The 17,849-nt window shown below is 66.3% G+C and carries 15 protein-coding genes; 3 read left to right on the forward strand and 12 right to left on the reverse strand.

Translation table 11 applies throughout. The features are described from left to right. Positions 1-13: 13 nt before the first annotated feature. From ACQR13_RS25605 to ACQR13_RS25625, 5 genes are all read right to left on the reverse strand, one after another. A complete protein-coding gene (locus ACQR13_RS25605) occupies positions 14-961 on the reverse strand; it encodes a glycine--tRNA ligase subunit alpha (RefSeq protein WP_434863369.1) in 948 nt (315 codons plus the stop codon). A gap of 128 nt (positions 962-1,089) precedes the next feature. Then, positions 1,090-1,281, reverse strand: coding sequence for a hypothetical protein (locus ACQR13_RS25610; protein WP_315717238.1), 192 nt, complete (start codon positions 1,279-1,281; stop codon positions 1,090-1,092). 105 nt (positions 1,282-1,386) lie between these two features. Next, the gene (locus ACQR13_RS25615) at positions 1,387-2,289 is read right to left on the reverse strand and encodes a S49 family peptidase (RefSeq protein WP_315717239.1); all 903 of its coding nucleotides are present in this window, start codon (positions 2,287-2,289) and stop codon (positions 1,387-1,389) included. Positions 2,290-2,531: 242 nt separating this feature from the next. Next, positions 2,532-3,296 (reverse strand): tRNA1(Val) (adenine(37)-N6)-methyltransferase, encoded by a 765-nt coding sequence (locus ACQR13_RS25620; protein ID WP_315750427.1) that lies wholly within the window; start codon positions 3,294-3,296, stop codon positions 2,532-2,534. Further along, positions 3,289-3,516, reverse strand: coding sequence for a DUF2007 domain-containing protein (locus ACQR13_RS25625; protein WP_006613556.1), 228 nt, complete (start codon positions 3,514-3,516; stop codon positions 3,289-3,291). Before ACQR13_RS25625 ends, ACQR13_RS25620 begins: the two co-directional genes overlap by 8 nt. A 153-nt stretch (positions 3,517-3,669) precedes the next feature. On the opposite strand from ACQR13_RS25625, the gene ACQR13_RS25630 reads away from it, so the two are divergent. Beyond that, positions 3,670-4,680: a polyprenyl synthetase family protein gene (locus ACQR13_RS25630; RefSeq protein WP_315717243.1), complete on the forward strand. Its 1,011-nt coding sequence runs from the start codon at positions 3,670-3,672 to the stop codon at positions 4,678-4,680. A 263-nt stretch (positions 4,681-4,943) separates the two neighbouring features. Here the strand turns inward: ACQR13_RS25630 and ACQR13_RS25635 are convergent, their stop codons facing one another. From ACQR13_RS25635 to ACQR13_RS25645, 3 genes are all read right to left on the reverse strand, one after another. Then, a complete protein-coding gene (locus tag ACQR13_RS25635; protein ID WP_315826965.1) occupies positions 4,944-5,846 on the reverse strand; it encodes a 4-(cytidine 5'-diphospho)-2-C-methyl-D-erythritol kinase in 903 nt (300 codons plus the stop codon). Between the two features lie 162 nt (positions 5,847-6,008). Next, entirely contained in the window at positions 6,009-7,805 is a 1,797-nt protein-coding gene (locus tag ACQR13_RS25640; protein WP_434841221.1) for a tetratricopeptide repeat protein, read from the reverse strand. A 241-nt stretch (positions 7,806-8,046) separates the two neighbouring features. Further along, positions 8,047-9,705 carry an electron transfer flavoprotein-ubiquinone oxidoreductase gene (locus tag ACQR13_RS25645; RefSeq protein WP_316188118.1) on the reverse strand — a complete coding sequence of 553 codons (1,659 nt, stop codon included), beginning with the start codon at positions 9,703-9,705 and terminating at the stop codon, positions 8,047-8,049. A gap of 305 nt (positions 9,706-10,010) precedes the next feature. Here ACQR13_RS25645 and ACQR13_RS25650 point away from each other — a divergent pair, with 305 nt between their 5' ends. Next, positions 10,011-10,829: a uracil-DNA glycosylase gene (locus ACQR13_RS25650; protein ID WP_316167476.1), complete on the forward strand. Its 819-nt coding sequence runs from the start codon at positions 10,011-10,013 to the stop codon at positions 10,827-10,829. A 111-nt stretch (positions 10,830-10,940) separates the two neighbouring features. Here the strand turns inward: ACQR13_RS25650 and ACQR13_RS25655 are convergent, their stop codons facing one another. From ACQR13_RS25655 to ACQR13_RS25670, 4 genes are all read right to left on the reverse strand, one after another. After that, positions 10,941-12,449: a glycosyltransferase family 39 protein gene (locus tag ACQR13_RS25655; protein WP_434863370.1), complete on the reverse strand. Its 1,509-nt coding sequence runs from the start codon at positions 12,447-12,449 to the stop codon at positions 10,941-10,943. A gap of 209 nt (positions 12,450-12,658) precedes the next feature. Further along, on the reverse strand, positions 12,659-13,513 hold the full coding sequence (locus ACQR13_RS25660) for a ribonuclease HII (protein WP_316193413.1): 855 nt from the start codon (positions 13,511-13,513) through the stop codon (positions 12,659-12,661). Positions 13,514-13,588: 75 nt separating this feature from the next. Further along, on the reverse strand, positions 13,589-14,038 hold the full coding sequence (locus ACQR13_RS25665; protein ID WP_315826969.1) for a VOC family protein: 450 nt from the start codon (positions 14,036-14,038) through the stop codon (positions 13,589-13,591). Between the two features lie 19 nt (positions 14,039-14,057). Then, a complete protein-coding gene (locus ACQR13_RS25670) occupies positions 14,058-15,236 on the reverse strand; it encodes a PA0069 family radical SAM protein (protein ID WP_434863371.1) in 1,179 nt (392 codons plus the stop codon). 190 nt (positions 15,237-15,426) lie between these two features. Here ACQR13_RS25670 and ACQR13_RS25675 point away from each other — a divergent pair, with 190 nt between their 5' ends. Further along, positions 15,427-17,844, forward strand: coding sequence for a phosphoketolase family protein (locus ACQR13_RS25675; protein WP_316193414.1), 2,418 nt, complete (start codon positions 15,427-15,429; stop codon positions 17,842-17,844). Positions 17,845-17,849 lie beyond the last annotated feature (5 nt).

The following is a 17,849-nucleotide window of genomic DNA, read 5'->3' on the forward strand; positions in this document are numbered from 1 at the left end:
CGTCGATATTGACTCAAACTCCCGCCCCGCCCGCTTCCGTATGCAGCCAGGCCTCGCCGCAGGCCTTGGCGAGCTCGCGGACGCGCAGGATGTAGCTCTGGCGCTCGGTGACCGAGATGACGCCGCGGGCGTCGAGCAGGTTGAAGACGTGGCTGGCCTTGATGCACTGGTCGTAGGCCGGCAACGCCATCTGATGCTCCCGGCGGTTACCCAGCTTTGCATTTTCTTGCCAGCCTGCGGCGAGATATTTGCGGCACGCGCCCTCGGCCATCTTGAACTGCTCGAACAGCATGTCGGTGTCGGCATGCTCGAAATTGTGCCGCGAATATTCCTGCTCGGCCTGCAGGAAGACGTCGCCATAGGTGACCTTGGTGTCGCCGTCGCGGCCGTTGAAGTTGAGGTCATAGACGCGGTCGACGCCCTGCACGTACATCGCCAGGCGCTCGAGGCCGTAGGTGAGCTCGCCCGCGACCGGCGCGCATTCGAAGCCCGCGACCTGCTGGAAATAGGTGAACTGCGACACCTCCATGCCGTCGCACCAGCACTCCCAGCCGAGCCCCCACGCGCCCAGCGTCGGGCTCTCCCAATCGTCCTCGACGAAACGGATGTCGTGCACGGCGGCGTCGATGCCGATCGCGCCGAGCGACTTCAGGTACAGCTCCTGAAGGTTCGGCGGCGATGGCTTCATGATCACCTGGAACTGGTAGTAGTGCTGCATCCGGTTGGGGTTCTCGCCGTAGCGGCCGTCCTTCGGCCGCCGCGACGGCTGCACGTAGGCGGCATTCCACGGTTTCGGCCCGAGCGCGCGCAAGGTCGTCGCCGGGTGGAAGGTGCCTGCCCCCATCTCCATGTCGTAGGGCTGCAGGATCACGCAGCCCTGCTCGGCCCAGAACCGTTGCAGGGCCAGGATGAAGCCCTGGAACGAACGTTCGGGGCGCATGTGCGGAGGCAGCGAGTCCATCGTCGATATCGGTCTTTCGCAGGCGTCGGAAAAGCGCGCGGACCGTATCGGCGGGACCATCAGGAATCAAGGCAATAGGGTCTCCGAACGGCGGCGACGTGCCGTCGTTCGAAGATCAGCGGCTCGCGTCAGCCCGGCCGGTAGGCGCCCGTGACGGGATCGCGGCGCAGAGTCTTGATCTCGGCAGCCTGTGCGGCCTCGGCGACGCGCGACAGCCGCGCCTCTTCGAGCTCGCGGTTGATCTTCTGCGCGGCCTTGTAGGCCCAGCGAACCACGGCAAGCCCGCCCAGCATACCCGCGAAAGCAACGAACGGCGGCATTGGTCGATCCTCGTTCATGAACAGAGCCACCCCGAATCCCATTGTCGCCGATCCCGGTTCCCCCCGCAATCCGGATTGCGAGGGGCGAAATGGCGCGCCCCCAGTCTAGAACCCAAAGCGGGCCCAGATCGCCCGGGTTTCGGCCGCGGAGATCACCTCCTCGGCCAACCCCGTCCAGCCGAATCCCAGGCTGCCGGCGCCCGCGGCGCGGCGGCCGAGCAGACCCGACAACAGGCCGGACGCCGGCGCCACGACAGGCGTTGCAACCTTGTCGCCGAAGCGGGTGCGCAGGACGGCGCGGAGGTCGCCGATGGCGTCCGCCAGCCCCAGCGTGACGGCGCTGTCGCCGGCCCAGTACTCGCCGGTGAACAGCACATCGTCGGCGCCCTTCAGCCGGGTCGCGCGGCTCTCCTTGACCAGCGAGATGAACAGCGCGTGGATCTCGCGCTGGATCTTCTTCAGCCGCGCCACGTCGTCGGGATTCTCCGGCAGGAACGGATCGAGCATCGCCTTGTGCTCGCCGGCCGTATACAGCCGGCGCTCGATGCCGATCTTCTTGATCAGGTCCTGCAGCCCGAACGAGCCGCCGACCACGCCGATCGAACCGAGGATCGAGGACGGATCGCAGAAGATCTCGTCGCCGGCGCAGGCGATCATGTAGCCGCCGGAGGCCGCGACATCCTCGACGAACACGAGCACCGGCAGCTTCTTCTCCGCCGCGAGCTGACGGATGCGCAAGTAGATCTGGCGCGACTGCACCGGCGAGCCGCCGGGCGAATTGATCACCAGCGCCACCGCCTTGGCGTTGCGCATGGAGAAGGCGCGCTCCAGCACCTTGGCGACGCCCGCAAGCGTCAGGCCCGGCCGCAGCGGCGTCACCGCGCCGATCACGCCGGACAGGCGGACGACCGGTACCACCGGTACGCCGCGCAGCCGCGCCGGAAGCAGCGCCTTCAGCCGATCGAAGAGCCCGGCTGCATCGCTGGGTTGTGTCAAATTGTCCACCATCCTGTTACCTCGGATTAACCACTTTTTATCGCGCCGCTGCCATTCAAAGGGCTGGAACGAGCCTTGCAATCTCCTGGGCAATCGCACGGCGAGCCAAGGTGCAGAGTGCGGCGGAGGAATCCATGAAGGTCTACCTGTTGATGCTGCTGATCGGTACTCTATTGACTGCGATCCGGTTCACGACGGTAACCGAACGCCAGTCCGAAGCTCAGACGCAATAACGCCCGACCACGACCAACCGTTCAGGGGGTGCTCAAGGCCAGCGCCCCCTGCCCCGACAGCACCCGCACGGCCTCGTCATTCGGCACGCCTGCCGCCTCATTCAGCACCACTCCGGCGAGAAGCTGGGTCGGCGCCCGCCCTCCCTTAACGGCCCTGACCAGGATACGGATCGCCGGCTTGCCCGCTTGGCCGTGAACCGGTTGAACGGCAAGACTGCCGAAGCCGCGCGCCAGCGCCGCGACAACCCCGCTCAAACCATCGGCCCGCCAGATCAAGGTCAGCACGCCACCGGATTTCAGCATCCGCCGCGCGGCATGCGTCCAGATCTCCAACGTCGTCGCCGTTGCCATGTGCGCGGTCGCGCGCGCGGCGTCGGGCGAGGCACGGTGACGCGCGGCATCGTGGAACGGCGGATTCATCAGCACGACGTCGACACTGTCGGGCCCGAGCCCTGCGGCCGCGAAAGCAGCCGCGTCCGCGGCGACGTCCAGCACCACGACCTCCGCGGGCAAGGCATTGGCGCGTGCGTTGTCGCGCGCGAGGCGCGCCAGATCCGGCTCGCGCTCGACCAGCGTCAAGCCGAGACCGCCCACGCGCCGGGCCAAGGCCAGCCCGGCCGTCCCCACGCCGGCACCGAGATCGACCACCCGCTCGCCCGAACGCGCGGCCGTCGCCGCCGCCAGCAGGATTGCGTCGTGGCCGGCGCGATGGCCCGTCGTGGGCTGCCGCAGCCGCAATTGGCCGCCGAGCACGGCGTCCTCGGAGATGTCGACAGCGTCACTCATCAGGGCGCAGCTCATGCGCCAGCCCGGCGTCGGTGAGAAGCCGCCGGGCCTGGAGATTGTCGTCCTCATGCACGAGGATCCGGCGCGGCAGGATGCCGAGCGAGCCCTCGATGATGCTCATGTTCTGATCGAGGACGAGGTGATGGATGTCGGCGCCATCGAGCAGCGCCCCGATCGCCGAAACCAGCACGATATCATTGGTCCGAACCAATTCCTTCAATCGTTATGTCTCCATGCGGGCTTGGGTCAAGAAGGGCTTGGGTCAAGAAGGGCTTCGGTCAACCAGGCTTGGGTCAAGGTTCCGTGTCTGCCCTTGCCGCCTGCGGCCGCAGTTTCTATTGTCGTTTCGAGCATAGCAAAATCGGAGACCAGAGTGGCGGTTATCGTACCTTTCGAGAGTCCATCGGGAGCCTCCATCGATGGGCTGGTCGCGCTGGTCGCAGCCGACATGGAACGGGTCAACGCTACGATTTTGTCGCGCACCGGCTCGGACGTCACGATGATCCCGGAGGTCGCAAACCACCTGATCTCCTCCGGCGGCAAGCGGTTGCGGCCGATGCTGACGCTGGCGATGGCGCATCTCACCGACTACACCGGCGACGGTCACGTCAAGCTGGCCGCGGCCGTCGAGTTCATGCACACGGCGACGCTGCTCCATGACGACGTGGTTGACGAGAGCGAAATGCGCCGCGGCAAATTGTCGGCGCGCATGCTGTGGGGCAACGAGGCCAGCGTGCTGGTCGGTGACTTCCTGCTCGGCCAGGCGTTCCGCATGATGGTCGAGGTCGGCTCGCTGCGTGCGCTCGACATTCTCTCGGCCGCCGCCGCCACGATTGCCGAGGGCGAGGTGATGCAGCTTGCCGCCGCCAAGAACACTGCAACCACCGAGGACGAATATCTCGCCGTGATCCGCGGCAAGACCGCCGAGCTGTTCGCCGCGGCCTGCGAGGTCGGGCCGGTGCTCGCCGATCGGCCCAAGGCCGAGCAGACCGCCTCGCGGTCCTTCGGCATGAATCTCGGCATCGCCTTCCAGCTCGTCGACGACGTGCTCGACTATGGCGGCAAGGCCGCCAAGCTCGGAAAGAATGTCGGCGACGATTTCCGCGAGGGCAAGATCACGCTGCCGGTGGTGCTGGCGTTCCGCCGCGGCAGCGACAGCGAGCGTGCCTTCTGGATCAAGGCGCTGGAGCGCGGCGAGATCAGCGATCACGATCTCGACCATGCGATCGGGCTGATGAACAAGCATCGCGCCTTGGAGGACACGATCAGCCGCGCGCATCACTACGGCGCCATGGCCGTCGACGCGCTGGCGCTGTTTCCGGCGTCACCGATGAAGACCGCGCTCGAGCAGGTGGTGGCGTTCTGTTTGGCCAGGTCGCATTAGTTGGCGAACCTGGGCCTGCCCTTCGTGATGTCATGCCCCGGCGCAGGCGGTGTGCGTTAATGCGCCCTCGCCCCTTGTGGGAGAGGGCATGCAGGACAGAGCAACAAGCTCGCTTGGGTGAGGGGTATGCCTCAGCAAGCGCGGCGTCCGCGGACAGATGCCCCTCACCCAACCCAGTACGTGGATGAGCCGGCGATGCCCTCTCCCACAAGGGAAGAGGGCGCTGTATCGGGAAGCCGCTCGCCGCTAGTAAGTAATTACGACTAACTCAACGTCCCCGCATGCACCCACCATTCGGGGTGCGCGACGGCGATCTCTGCGCCGGCGGCCTTCGCCTCGACCTCGCTGCCGTAGATCGCAAAGCATGTGGCGCCAGAGCCGGACATGCGTGCCAGCAGCACGCCTGAGCTCGCACGGAGAGCGTCGAGCACGGTGCCGATGATCGGCTGCACCTTCAAGGCTGGCGGCTCGAGATCGTTCTTCACCTGGTCGAGCGCGGCGCCCCAATGGGCGATGGTGGCACCGGCCTTCGGCCAGGACGGCGCCGTGAGAACATCCGTCACGCCGACCAGCAGATCGCCCGGCTTGAGGCCGAGCGCCTGGAACACGTCCTTGGTCGCCACCGGCACGCGCGGATTGATCATCACGCAGGGCAGGACGGGAAGCGCGAGCGGCTGCAGGTTCTCGCCGACGCCGGTCATGGTGCAGGCGCGCGAGGGCACGCAAACCGGCACGTCGGCGCCGGTCTTCAAGGCTACCGCAGTGAGGCGCGGGTCGTCCAGCGACAGGCCATTCAGCTTCGCCAGCAGCCGCAGCGCCGCTGCGGCATCGGCCGAGCCGCCGCCGATGCCGGCGGCGACCGGCAGCACCTTCTCCAGCGTGAAGGCGCCAAGCTTCAGGCCCGGAACGGCCTCCGCAAGCAGCCGCGCCGCCTTCAGCACCAGATTGTCCGTGGTCTCGCCGCAGGCCTCCGCGAGCGGCCCGGTTGTCGTCAGCCTCAGCTCCGGGCCCGGCACCAGCGTAAGCTGGTCCGCGCAGTCGGCGAAAGCAACGACGCTTTCGAGATCATGGTAGCCGTCGACCCTGCGGCCGACGACCCGCAGGGTCAGATTGACCTTGGCGCGCCCCTGCTCCTGCAGCGCACCGGTGACCGTGGACGCCAACATCGGCGCAATGCCCCCAGCATGTTCGGTGGCGGATCCGGTATCGCGCTCGGCCAGCGGCCGAAACGAACGTGGCCGGCACCGCCACACGCTTCATCAAAATCATCCGGGCTCCCCGGCAAGCCGAGGAGCCCGTGATGGCTCTCACCTCGTGATCAGGGCGACCTAGCCGCCCTTGCCGTCGTCCTTCTTGGCGTCGGACGGCGTGTCCTTGCTGTCGTTGCTCGCCGCGGCCGGCGCTGGATCGTCGGTCAGGCCGTTCTGGATCTTGGCCTCGATCTTCGGCAACTCCTCGGCCTCGGGCTTCAGGTCGCGGGCATGAGCCCACTGGAACTTGGCTTCCAGCTTGCGGCCGATCTTCCAATAGGCGTCGCCGAGATGGTCGTTGATGGTCGGATCCTCGGGCTTCAGATCGATCGCGCGCTCGAGGTTCTTCACCGCCTCTTCGTAGTTGCCGATGCGGAAATAGGCCCACCCGAGCGAATCGACGATGTAGCCGTCGTCCGGGCGCTGTTCGACCGCGCGCTTGATCATCTTCATGCCTTCGTCGAGATTGACGCCCTGGTCGATCCACGAATAGCCGAGATAGTTCAGCACGTGCGGCTGGTCGGGCTGCAGCTCGAGCGCCTTGCGCATGTCGGCCTCGGCCTTCGGCCACTGCTTGGAGCGCTCGAGACAGATGCCGCGATAATAGTAATAGACGCTGTTGGCCTTGTCGTTGTTGGCGGGCAGCGAATCGACGCCGAGCGAATAGGTCTTGGCGCAATCGGCGAACTTCTTGCGGCCGCGCTCGATGTTGCCGAGCGCCATGATCGCCTCCAGGTCCTTCGGATCCTGTGCAATCACGTCCTTGAGGATCTTGATCGCCTCGTCGCTGCGGTCGGCGCTGTCGAGATCGGTCGCCAACTGGATCTGCGCATTGCGCTTCAGCGGCGAGCTCGCCGGCACCCGCTCATAGACCTTGATCGCCATCTGCGGCTTCTTCACCGTCTCATAGAGATCGGCGAGCGACAGCAGCGCCAGCGGATGACTCGGCTGCAGGTGCAGCGCGAGCTGTAGATAGACCAGCGCCAGATCCTCGCCGCCGCGGCGGCTCAGCGTCGCGCCGATGCCGTACAGCGCCTCGGCGGCGCCAGCCTGCGGCGAATCGACCAGCGAGGGCAGCTTCTTGCCGGCCTTGGTGTCGCGCAGCCCCTCCTGCACCAGCGGATGGCGCGCGAGCTTCTTGTCGAAGGCTTCATAGATCGCGGTCGCCGCCGCCGCATCCTTGTTGCGCGACAGCCAATGCGCATAGGCCTCGGTGATGCGCAGCATCGAATCGTCGAGCTTGTAGGCGCGCTCGAACCGCGTGCCGGCGTCCTTCTCCTTGCCGGCCAGCTCCAGGATCATGCCGGCATGAAGATCCTTGAACAGCGGATACCATTCGGGACCGGTCAGCTTGTCGATATTGGCGACGGCGGCCTTCGAATCGCCCGCGCCCGCCGCGGCCCACGCCGACAGCAGGGTGGCGACGAGATCGGTGATCGGCCCGCGCACCGACTGGTTGATGTTGGTCTGGGCGGCAGCGTATTTCTTCTGCTTGATGTCCTGCACGCCGACCACGAGACGCGCGATGCGGTTGGACTTGTCGATCGTGAGCACGCGCTCGGCCAGCTTCACGGCCTCGTCGATATCGCCATCGGCGACCGAGGAGATGAAGGCGCGGTCGAGCAGCTCGTTGTTCTTCGGGTCGCTGCGTAGCGCCGAGCGGTAGAACGCCGCCGCCGAGGCCGCGTCGCGCTCGACGCTGGCGTGGCGGGCCGCCAGATAGCTGCCCGACGTGGTGAGCGACTTCAGATCGACGCCGGTCGGAAATTTTGCGGCGTTGTCCGCAGGATGATCCGGCGTCTGGGCCAGGACGGCACCGGGGATCAGCAAGGCAGAAACGGCAATTGCGGTCCAGCGATTGCGAATTGACAACATCACGGTGCGCTCTGGTTGTTGGAAATGACGGATCGGTACGGACACGAACCCGATCGGCAGCTCTTCAAGGCGCCGACAATGCCGCGTTTGGCGGCCAACCGCAAGGATCTGCAGGATATTCGGGTCAGCCGGGAGCCCCTTTGGCGAAGGTGACCTGCGTCAAACCGCGCCAGTATGGCCGTATCGTGGCCGGCTGCCCTCCCCGGAGCAGCCGACTCACGCAATCGTGCGTTATACGAGGCTACATCGCCTCGTAGTTCGGCCCACCGCCGCCTTCCGGAGGAACCCAGGTGATGTTGCCGTTGGGATCCTTGACGTCGCAGGTCTTGCAGTGGACGCAGTTCTGCGCGTTGATCACGAAGCGCGGGCTGGTGCCCTCCTCGACCCATTCGTAGACGCCCGCCGGGCAATAGCGGTTGGACGGCCCGGCATAGACGTCGTGCTCGGAGCTCTTCTGCAGCGCCATGTCGGCGACCTTCAGATGCACCGGCTGGTCTTCCTCGTGATTGGTGTTCGACAGGAACACCGAGGACAGCCGGTCGAAGGTCAACTTACCGTCCGGCTTCATCGCCGGCTTCGGCTTGTGCGCCTTGGCGGGATCGAGCGTGGCGCGATCGGGCTTGACGTGCGACTGGGTGCCAAACAACGAGAAACCGAGCGTGTTGCACCACATGTCGAAGCCGCCGAGCGCGACGCCGAGCACCGTGCCGAACTTCGACCATAGCGGCTTGACGTTGCGAACCTTGAACAGATCCTCGCCGACTGGCGAGCCGCGCCAGGCGTTCTCGTAACTGACCAGCTCGTCATTGGCACGGCCGGATGCGAGCGCGGCATTGACGTGCTCGGCCGCGAGCATCGCGCTGCCCATCGCGTTGTGCACGCCCTTGATGCGCGGCACGTTGACGAAGCCCGCGGCGCAGCCGATCAGCGCGCCGCCGGCGAACGACAGCCGCGGCACCGACTGGTAGCCGCCCTCGGTGATCGCGCGCGCGCCGTAGGCTAGCCGCTTGCCACCCTCTAACACGCCGCGGATCGAGGGATGGGTCTTGAAGCGCTGGAATTCCTCGAACGGCGACAGATAAGGATCATCGTAGTTCAGGTGGACGACGAAGCCGACCGCAACGAGGTTGTCGTCGTAGTGATACAGGAACGAGCCGCCGCCGGTCTTCATGTCGAGCGGCCAGCCGAACGAGTGCTGGATCAGGCCCTTCTGGTGCTTGGCCGGATCGATCTGCCAGACTTCCTTGAGGCCGATGCCGAACTTCGCCGGCTCGCTCTTGGCGTCCAATGCGAACTTCGAAATCAGCTGCTTGGACAGGCTGCCGCGCGCGCCCTCGGCGAACAGCGTGTACTTGCCGAGCAGCTCCATGCCGCGCGTAAACGAGGCTTTCGGCTTGCCGTCCTTGCCGATGCCCATGTCGCCGGTGGCGATGCCGCGCACCGCGCCCTGCTCGTCATACAGCACCTCGGTGGCCGCGAAGCCCGGATAGATCTCGACGCCGAGCGCCTCGGCCTTGCGCGACAGCCAGCGGCAGACATTTCCGAGCGAGCCGATGTAGCAATGATGGTTGTCCATCAAGGGCGGCATCGCGAAGCCCGGCAGCGAGATCGCGCTGCTCTCGGTCATCCAGAAGAACTTGTCGACCTTGACCTGGGTCTTCAGCGGGCAATCCTCGTCCGACCGCCAGTCGGGGATGAGCTTGTCCAACGCCGCCGGATCGATCACCGCCCCAGACAAAATGTGCGCGCCGACCTCGGAGCCCTTCTCGACCACGACGATGTTGAGGTCGGCATTGAGCTGCTTCAGCCGGATCGCGGCAGTCAGGCCCGACGGGCCGGCGCCGACGATGACGACGTCGAACTCCATGGATTCGCGCGGAGGTAACTCTTCGGTGCTCATGTCTCTCAATCTCAGGCCCGGCCGGTGCAGTGGATTTGACCTTTGCATCCCCCTGGCGCGTGCAAAGGTCAAACCCGGAGCTGCAACAGCAACAATGACTTAACTAGGGTTCCTGGAGGCGCCGGCGGTTCGCTGATGGGCTGGTCCTGAGGGGGAGCGAACGCTGGCGCCGGAACACTAGGGCGTTCCGTCCCTTTTTTGGGTTATTCCAAGCTCTTGTTTCCGATTTTTCGGGGCAGGACAACCACCGAAATGCATTCCGCCATGCGCCGAGGCGGCGTACATTGTTGCCACGATCGATCATGATGACCCCCGAGCCCCTCCCCGACGTCCGCCAACTGCTCGCCTTCTATCTGGAGGCCGGGGTCGATTGCGCCTTGGCCGACGAGCCGATCAACCGGCTGGTGGAGCCTGAGGCCGCATCCCCTGCCGCTCCTGCCGCCCGTCCGGCGGCGGCGCCGCAAGCCGGCCGGCTATCCGCGCCGGCGATCATTGCGCCGCGCGGCGAACCGCCGCCTCCGCCGGAAGCGGCCGTCGCCTCGGCCCGCGAGGCGGCGCTGACAGCGCCGACCCTGGAGGCGCTGCGCGAGCTCCTGGAGACTTTCGACGGTTGCGCACTGAAGCAGACGGCGTCGCGACTGGTGTTCGCCGACGGCAATCCGCAGGCGCGCATCATGCTGGTCGGCGAGGCGCCCGGCCGCGACGAGGACATCGAGGGCCTGCCATTCGTCGGCCGCTCCGGCAAGCTGCTCGACCGCATGATCGGCGCGATCGGGCTCGACCGCAGCAAGGTCTACATCGCCAACGTCATTCCCTGGCGCCCACCCGGCAACCGTACGCCGACGCCGCAGGAGACGCAGATCTGCCTGCCGTTCATCCGCCGCCAGATCGAGCTGGTCGATCCGGACGTGCTGGTGACGCTCGGCAACCCGTCGACCCAGGCGCTGCTCGGCACCACCGAGGGCATCATGCGCACGCGCGGCAAATGGCGCGACTACGACACCGGCAAGCGCACCATCCGCGCGATCGCCACCTTCCACCCGGCCTATCTGTTGCGCTCGCCGTCCTACAAGCGGCTGTCCTGGCAGGACCTGCGCGCGATCGCGAAGGTGATGGCGGTCTGAGCCGAACTCTCTCCGCGTCATTGCGAGCGAAGCGAAGCAATCCAGAATCCCGCCCAAGCCTCTGGATTGCTTCGTCGCTTCGCTCCGCGCAATGACGGCTTATGGAAAGCGCTACGGTCCCTTCGGCCGCACGATGGCCCAGCCGATGCGCAGCACCGGCTGGCGGCCATTGATCAGCCAGTCGAAGCTGCGCGGCACCTCCGGCACCAGCCCAGGAAAGCGCTGGGCGATCTCCGGCGGTGGGGTGCCGACCGTGTCGGAGGCGCGCCATACCACGACGCCGCCACTCTCGGCGAATTTGGCCGGCATGACCCAGGGCGTCCGCTGCGGGGTGGCATCGAGGAACAGATGCGCGCGGCGGCGGCCGAGCGCGACCAGGCTGGCGAGTTGCGGATCGCCGGCGACCGCCTGCAGCGGCTGGTTGGTACGGCGCTCAAAACTCTCGACGAAGAAACGGGAGATGTCGCGGGCCGGCATCGCCGTCGCGACCTCGCGGTCGCCGAGCAACGGCAGCACCACAGCGCTGCCCGCCGCGAGGATGGCGGGCGCGGCGATCGCAACCGCCCAGACCAGGCGCAGCAGCCGCTGCCGCCGCAGATAGATCAGATCACCCGACGCGACCACCAGGGCAAGGCCGACCATGGTCAGGGTCACGGCAGTGCCGCCGAACACGGTCGAGAGGCCGAACAGGCCGGCGATCAGACTGCCGGCCAGCGCCGGTGCAATCGCGAAGCAATAGACGAAGTCGCGCGCGAGCGGCGGCACCGAGCGGCGATAGATGATCGGCGCATCGGTCTCGCCGCGATTGATCCAGCCGGCGTCGAGCAGCACCAGCAGCAGCACGGCCGAGATCGCCAGCAGCAGCCCCCCCGCCAGCGCGAGCCAATGCCAGGCGCGCGCCGAGAGCTCGGCGAGAACGGGCAGCGCCGGTAAGCCTACACTGTCGGAACGCAGCACGAAGATGAGATAAGGCAGCGCCAGCGCCACCACCACGAGCAGCGCGAACAGCGGATCGAACGAGCGCAGAACGCGGCGGCCCTGCGCGGTCGAGACCACGAAGCCCGCGATCAGCAGCAGCAGGCCGGCGGCGGCCGGCGTGGTCAGCAGCAGCAGGCCGGCCTCGATCGACCAGGCAAACCAGGCGTTGCGCCGGCCCTCGCCGAGAATCCGCCAGCTATGCAGCAGCAGCAGCGCCCAGAGCGGACGCGCCAGCACCTCCGGACCGAATTCCAGCGTGGGCGCACCGAACGCGGTGATGGTCATGGTCAGCAGCACGGCAAGCACCGCCTGCTGGCCGCCGACGATCGCCGCCGCCAGGAGATACATCACCCACAGACTGAGCGCCGAGCACAGCACGGCCAGCACGTAGACGCCGAGCAGATGATTGCCGGCAAGGCGATAGGCGACGTCCGACAGCCAGAACGACAGCGGCGGCCCGAGATCGGTGCCGACCTGGTACTCGCGTCCGAACGCGATGGTGGTGGCAAGCTGGCCGGGCGGGCTGCGATAGAACAGCATGGCCACGCCGAGCCACATCAGGGCCTGGCACAGCACCACGATGACGACGACCAGCCGCGGCCTTGCGCGGATCAGTTCGACAACCAGGGACGTGAAACGCATGAACGGCTGGATCGCTTGGCTGAATCGCTGAGGACGTCGAGGAGGCCGGCAGGACCGTCGCTCATCCGCAGCAGCCTCGCTGTCCGACGCCCGCAATCGATACCGCACGATCGGGGCGCACAACACCGCCCCTGCTGCGAGGAGTGACACTTCGTGCTGGCTGGCTAACCAAAACTATTAAGACCGCGGCGACCGCGAGGCAACCTGCATCAGACCCCGACCGAGATTTCAGTGGATGTCACCACGGTCACCTCGGCAAACAAATCCGGCTCCGGGACGTCGGTCCACGGCTGATGCTTGCGCCGGGCGGCCACGACGGGTGCGAACAGGCTGCGATGATGCACCGACGGTCCGAGCCGGTCCAGCGCAGCGAGGTGCTCCGGCACGGCATACCCCTTGTGCTGCTCGAAGCCGTAGCCGGGGCAATCCTGCGCCAGCGCGCACATCAGCCGGTCGCGCGTGACCTTGGCGACGATCGAGGCGGCCGCAATCGACATCACCAGGCCATCGCCGCCGATCACCGCCTCGCAGCCGCAATCGACGTCGATGCGGTCGCGGCCGTCGACGAAGACGTGCTTCGGCGCCTCGGGCAACGCCCTCACGGCGCGCGACAGCGCCCACAGCGAGGCCCGCAGGATGTTGTCGCGATCGATTCGCGCCGGCGAGGCGACAGCCACCGCGAACGCCGACGTCTTGCAGATCTTGTCGAACAGCGCCTCGCGCTGCTCCGCGCTCAGCCGCTTGGAGTCATCGAGGCCTTTCGGGATGCGCGCGGGATCGAGAATCACGGCCGCGGCGACCACCGGACCGGCCAGCGGCCCCCGTCCCGCCTCGTCGCAACCGGCGACCGGCCAGATGCCCTGCTTGAGCAGCGCTCGCTCCCGCCGGAAGCTCGGCGGCGCCACCGCGATGACGCCCTTGCCGAGCTTGGCGGCCGACCTGCCGGCAGCATTCGGGGCGACAGGCTTGGTTCCGGCCTTTGCAGGTGCGCTCTTCGCCACGGCACCGTTCGTCGCCTTCGCCCTGCCCGGCTTTTTTGACTGATCGCGAATCATGGCCGGCATGGTGCGGAACGGCCTGCGGCGGCGCAACCCCGAACGGACCTCATTCCCCGCTATTCGCCCCTCGCCGGCGACCGACTACGACGGCAGATGCACTCGATCATCCTCGCCGACATCAATCCCCGGCGCGATCACCACTTCCCAGACATGACCGTCCGGATCGGAGAAATAGCCGCTGTAACCGCCATAGTCGGTTCGTTGCGCCGGCTTCAGCAGCATCGCGCCTTTCTCCACCGCCGACGCGAGCGCCGCATCGACCTCGGCCTCCGAGCGGCAGTTCCATGCCAGCGTCACGCCGCGGAACGCCTGGGGGCGCGGTGCGTCCGGCACGCCCGCATCATCGGCGAGCGCGCCCCACGGGTACAGCGCCAGCACCGTCCCGCCGGTCTCGAAGAATGCCACGGCCTCTCCGGTCGCGCGGAATTTTCGGGCGAAGCCGAGCGACGTATAGAAGGCGATGCTCCGCCGCATCTCGGATACACCGAGTGTGATGACGGTGAACCGCGGAACGCTCGCTTGTGCGCTCATCAACTGCTCTCCGCACGCTTCAGAACAGGCTGAGTTGCTGCCCGCCGCCCTTCGGCCGGACGAAATGATCGGTCGTCAACTTGGTCCGGCGCTTGTTCAGGCCGAGCTTTTCGCAGGCGATCTCGAAGCGGCGGCCGATCATCCAGGCCATCGGGCCTGTCCCCTTCATTCGCGTGCCCCATTGCGAGTCGTAATCGCGGCCGCCGCGCATGTCGCGGATCAGGGTGAAGACGTGGCGGTAGCGGTCGGGATAATGCTCGAGCAGCCATTCGCGGAACAGGTCGCGCACCTCCAGCGGAAGGCGCAGCAGCACATAGGCCGCCTCCTTGACGCCGGCATGGGCGGCGGCATCGAGGATGCGCTCGATCTCGCTGTCGTTCAGCGCCGGGATCACCGGCGCCACCATCACCGTGGTCGGAATGCCGGCCCTGGACAGCGCCTGCAGCGCCTCCAGCCGTTTCGACGGCGTCGAGGCCCGCGGCTCCATGGTGCGCGCCAGCTTCGGATCCAGCGTGGTCACGGAGATCGCGACCTTCGCCAGGTTCCTCTTGGCCATCCGCGCCAGGATGTCGGCATCACCCATCACCAGCGCCGACTTGGTCACGATCCCGACGGGATGGCCAACCTTTTCCAGCACCTCGAGGATGCCGCGCATGATCTTCCGCTCGCGCTCGATCGGCTGATAGGGATCGGTGTTGGTTCCGATCGCGATCATCCGCGGCTCGTAGCCGCTGGCCGCGAGCTCCTTTTCCAGGAGCGCGGGCGCATCCGGCTTCACGAACAGCTTGGATTCAAAATCAAGACCAGGCGACAGCCCGAGAAACGCATGGGTCGGCCGCGCGAAGCAGTAGACACAGCCGTGCTCGCAGCCGCGATACGGGTTGATCGAGCGATCGAAACCGATGTCCGGCGAGTCGTTGCGGGTGATGACCTTGCGCGAGGTATCGGTCGCGACCATGGTCTTGAATGGCGGCAAATCCTCGAGACTCTGCCAGCCATCGTCGAAGACGACGCGAGCCTCCGCTTCGTAGCGGCCGCTCGCATTGGATTGTGCACCCCGGCCGCGGCGCCGGCCCCGTTCGATGGCGACCGCGAGTTCGGGGAAGTCGTTTTCCGGGCCAGATGAAGGCGCGCCCACCGGCTCGGAGGGCACCGGGACCGGCGGGCGCTTGAGGGCATGTGAAGATGCTCGGCTCATGGCCAAGACATAGCACACAAAAAGAACAATACAAGAACAAAAGAGAACAATGTCTCGGAACGGTTCTGGAGCCAACCAAGGCCAACCATCACATTCCCGTTCTATCCTTCGCAGCGCACTGGAACGGAATGGTGCGGCGTTACTCTAATGCACTTCCCGCAAGCGCGAAGCGGACGGCAAGCGAGGTTCCATGAACATCACGTCTTCCCATCAGACCAAAACGGCCGACGATCTCGACCTGCTCGATCGCTATTGGCGCGCGGCGAACTATCTCTCGGTCGGGCAGATCTATCTGCTGGACAACCCGCTGCTGCGCGAGCCGTTGAAAGCGGAGCACGTCAAGCCGCGCCTGCTCGGCCACTGGGGGACGACGCCCGGACTGAATTTCATCTACGCCCATCTCAATCGCGCCATCCAGGCGCAGGATCTCGACGTCATCTACGTGTGCGGTCCCGGCCATGGCGGCCCCGGCATGGTCGCCAACACCTATCTCGAAGGCAGCTACAGCGAGATCTATCCGGACATCACGCGCGATGCCGATGGCCTGCGCAAGCTGTTCCGGCAGTTCTCCTTCCCTGGCGGCATCCCGAGCCATGCCGCGCCCGAGACGCCGGGCTCGATCCACGAAGGCGGCGAGCTCGGCTACGCGCTGGTGCACGCCTATGGTGCGGCGTTCGACAATCCCGATCTGATCGTGGCCTGCGTGGTCGGCGACGGCGAAGCCGAGACCGGGCCCCTCGCCGCATCCTGGCATTCGAACAAGTTCCTGAACCCGGCCCATGACGGCGCGGTGCTGCCGATTTTGCATCTCAACGGCTACAAGATCGCCAATCCGACCGTGCTCGGCCGCATGGGCGATGCCGAGATCAAATGCCTGTTCGAAGGTTACGGCTACGAGCCGCTGTTCGTCGAAGGCGCGGAGCCGAAGGCGATGCATCGCCAGATGGCGGACGCGCTCGATGTCGCGCTCGCGAGCATCCGCTCGATCCAGCAGAATGCGCGTCAGTCGGATGCAACGATCCAACGGCCGCGCTGGCCGATGATCGTGCTGCGCAGCCCGAAGGGCTGGACCGGGCCGAAGGAGGTCGACGGCCTCAAGGTCGAAGGCTTCTGGCGCGCCCATCAGGTGCCGATCACCAATCCGCGCGGCAAGCCCGAGCATCTCGCGCTGCTCGAAGCGTGGATGAAAAGCTACGAGCCGGAAACGCTGTTCGACGGCCACGGCCGGCTCGTGCCGGAGCTGCAGGCACTGGCGCCGAAGGGCACGCGGCGCATGGGCGCCAACCCGCATGCCAATGGCGGTCTGCTCAAGCGCGAGCTCAGGCTCCCAGACTACCAGCATTTTGCGGTCGAGGTGTCCTCTCCGGGCCAGACCATGGCTGAAGCCACGCGCGAGCTCGGCAAGTTCCTGCGCGACGTGATCACGCTGAATGCAGAGACACGCAACTTCCGCATCATGGGCCCGGACGAGACCGCCTCGAACCGGCTCGATGCCGTATTCGAGGTCACCGAGCGGGTGTGGATGGAAGGCATCGAGCCCTACGATGTCCACCTCGCCCATGACGGCCGCGTGATGGAGGTGCTGAGCGAGCATCTTTGCCAGGGCTGGCTGGAGGGCTATCTGCTCACCGGCCGCCACGGCCTGTTCTCCTGCTACGAGGCGTTCATCCACATCGTCGATTCGATGTTCAACCAGCACGCCAAATGGCTGAAGGTGTCACGCGAGCTGCCGTGGCGGCGCCCGATCGCGTCGCTGAACTATCTCCTGACCTCGCATGTCTGGCGGCAGGACCATAACGGCTTCAGCCATCAGGACCCCGGCTTCGTCGACCTCGTTGCCAACAAGAAGGCGGACATCGTCCGCATCTACTTCCCGCCGGACGCCAATACGCTGTTGTGGATCGCGGACCACTGCCTGCGCACCTACGACCGCATCAACGTCATCGTTGCCGGCAAGCAGCCGGCGCCGCAATGGCTGTCGATGCAGGAGGCGGCGACGCATTGCGACGCCGGCATCGGCATCTGGTCTTGGGCCGGCACCGAGCCCGCCGACGAGGAGCCCGACGTGGTGATGGCCTGCGCCGGAGATGTCCCGACCCTGGAGACGCTCGCAGCCGTCGACCTGCTGCGCAAGGAATTGCCCGACCTGAAGATCCGTGTGGTCAACGTCGTCGACCTCATGACCCTGCAGCCGAAGCAGGACCATCCGCACGGCCTCAGCGACCGCGACTTCGACAGCCTGTTCACCACCAACAAGCCGGTGATCTTCGCCTATCACGGCTATCCGTATCTGATCCATCGCCTCACCTACAGCCGCACCAACCATGCCGGCATGCATGTGCGCGGCTTCATCGAGGAAGGCACCACGACGACTCCGTTCGACATGGTCGTGCTCAACGAGCTCGACCGTTTCCACCTCGCCATCGAGGCGATCGAACGCGTGCCCGGCCTCAGCGTGTCGGCGGCCCATGTGAAGCAGAAATTCCGCGATGCGCTGATCGAGCATGCCCGCTACATCCGCGCGCATGGCGAGGACATGCCGGCGATCCGCGACTGGGTGTGGCCGAACAGCGCCGGCGGCACCACGCCGACGCAGGCAGGCGACTGAGCCAG

Origin of the sequence: Bradyrhizobium sp. HKCCYLRH3059, from assembly GCF_051168035.1 — a bacterium.
GTDB lineage: Bacteria > Pseudomonadota > Alphaproteobacteria > Rhizobiales > Xanthobacteraceae > Bradyrhizobium.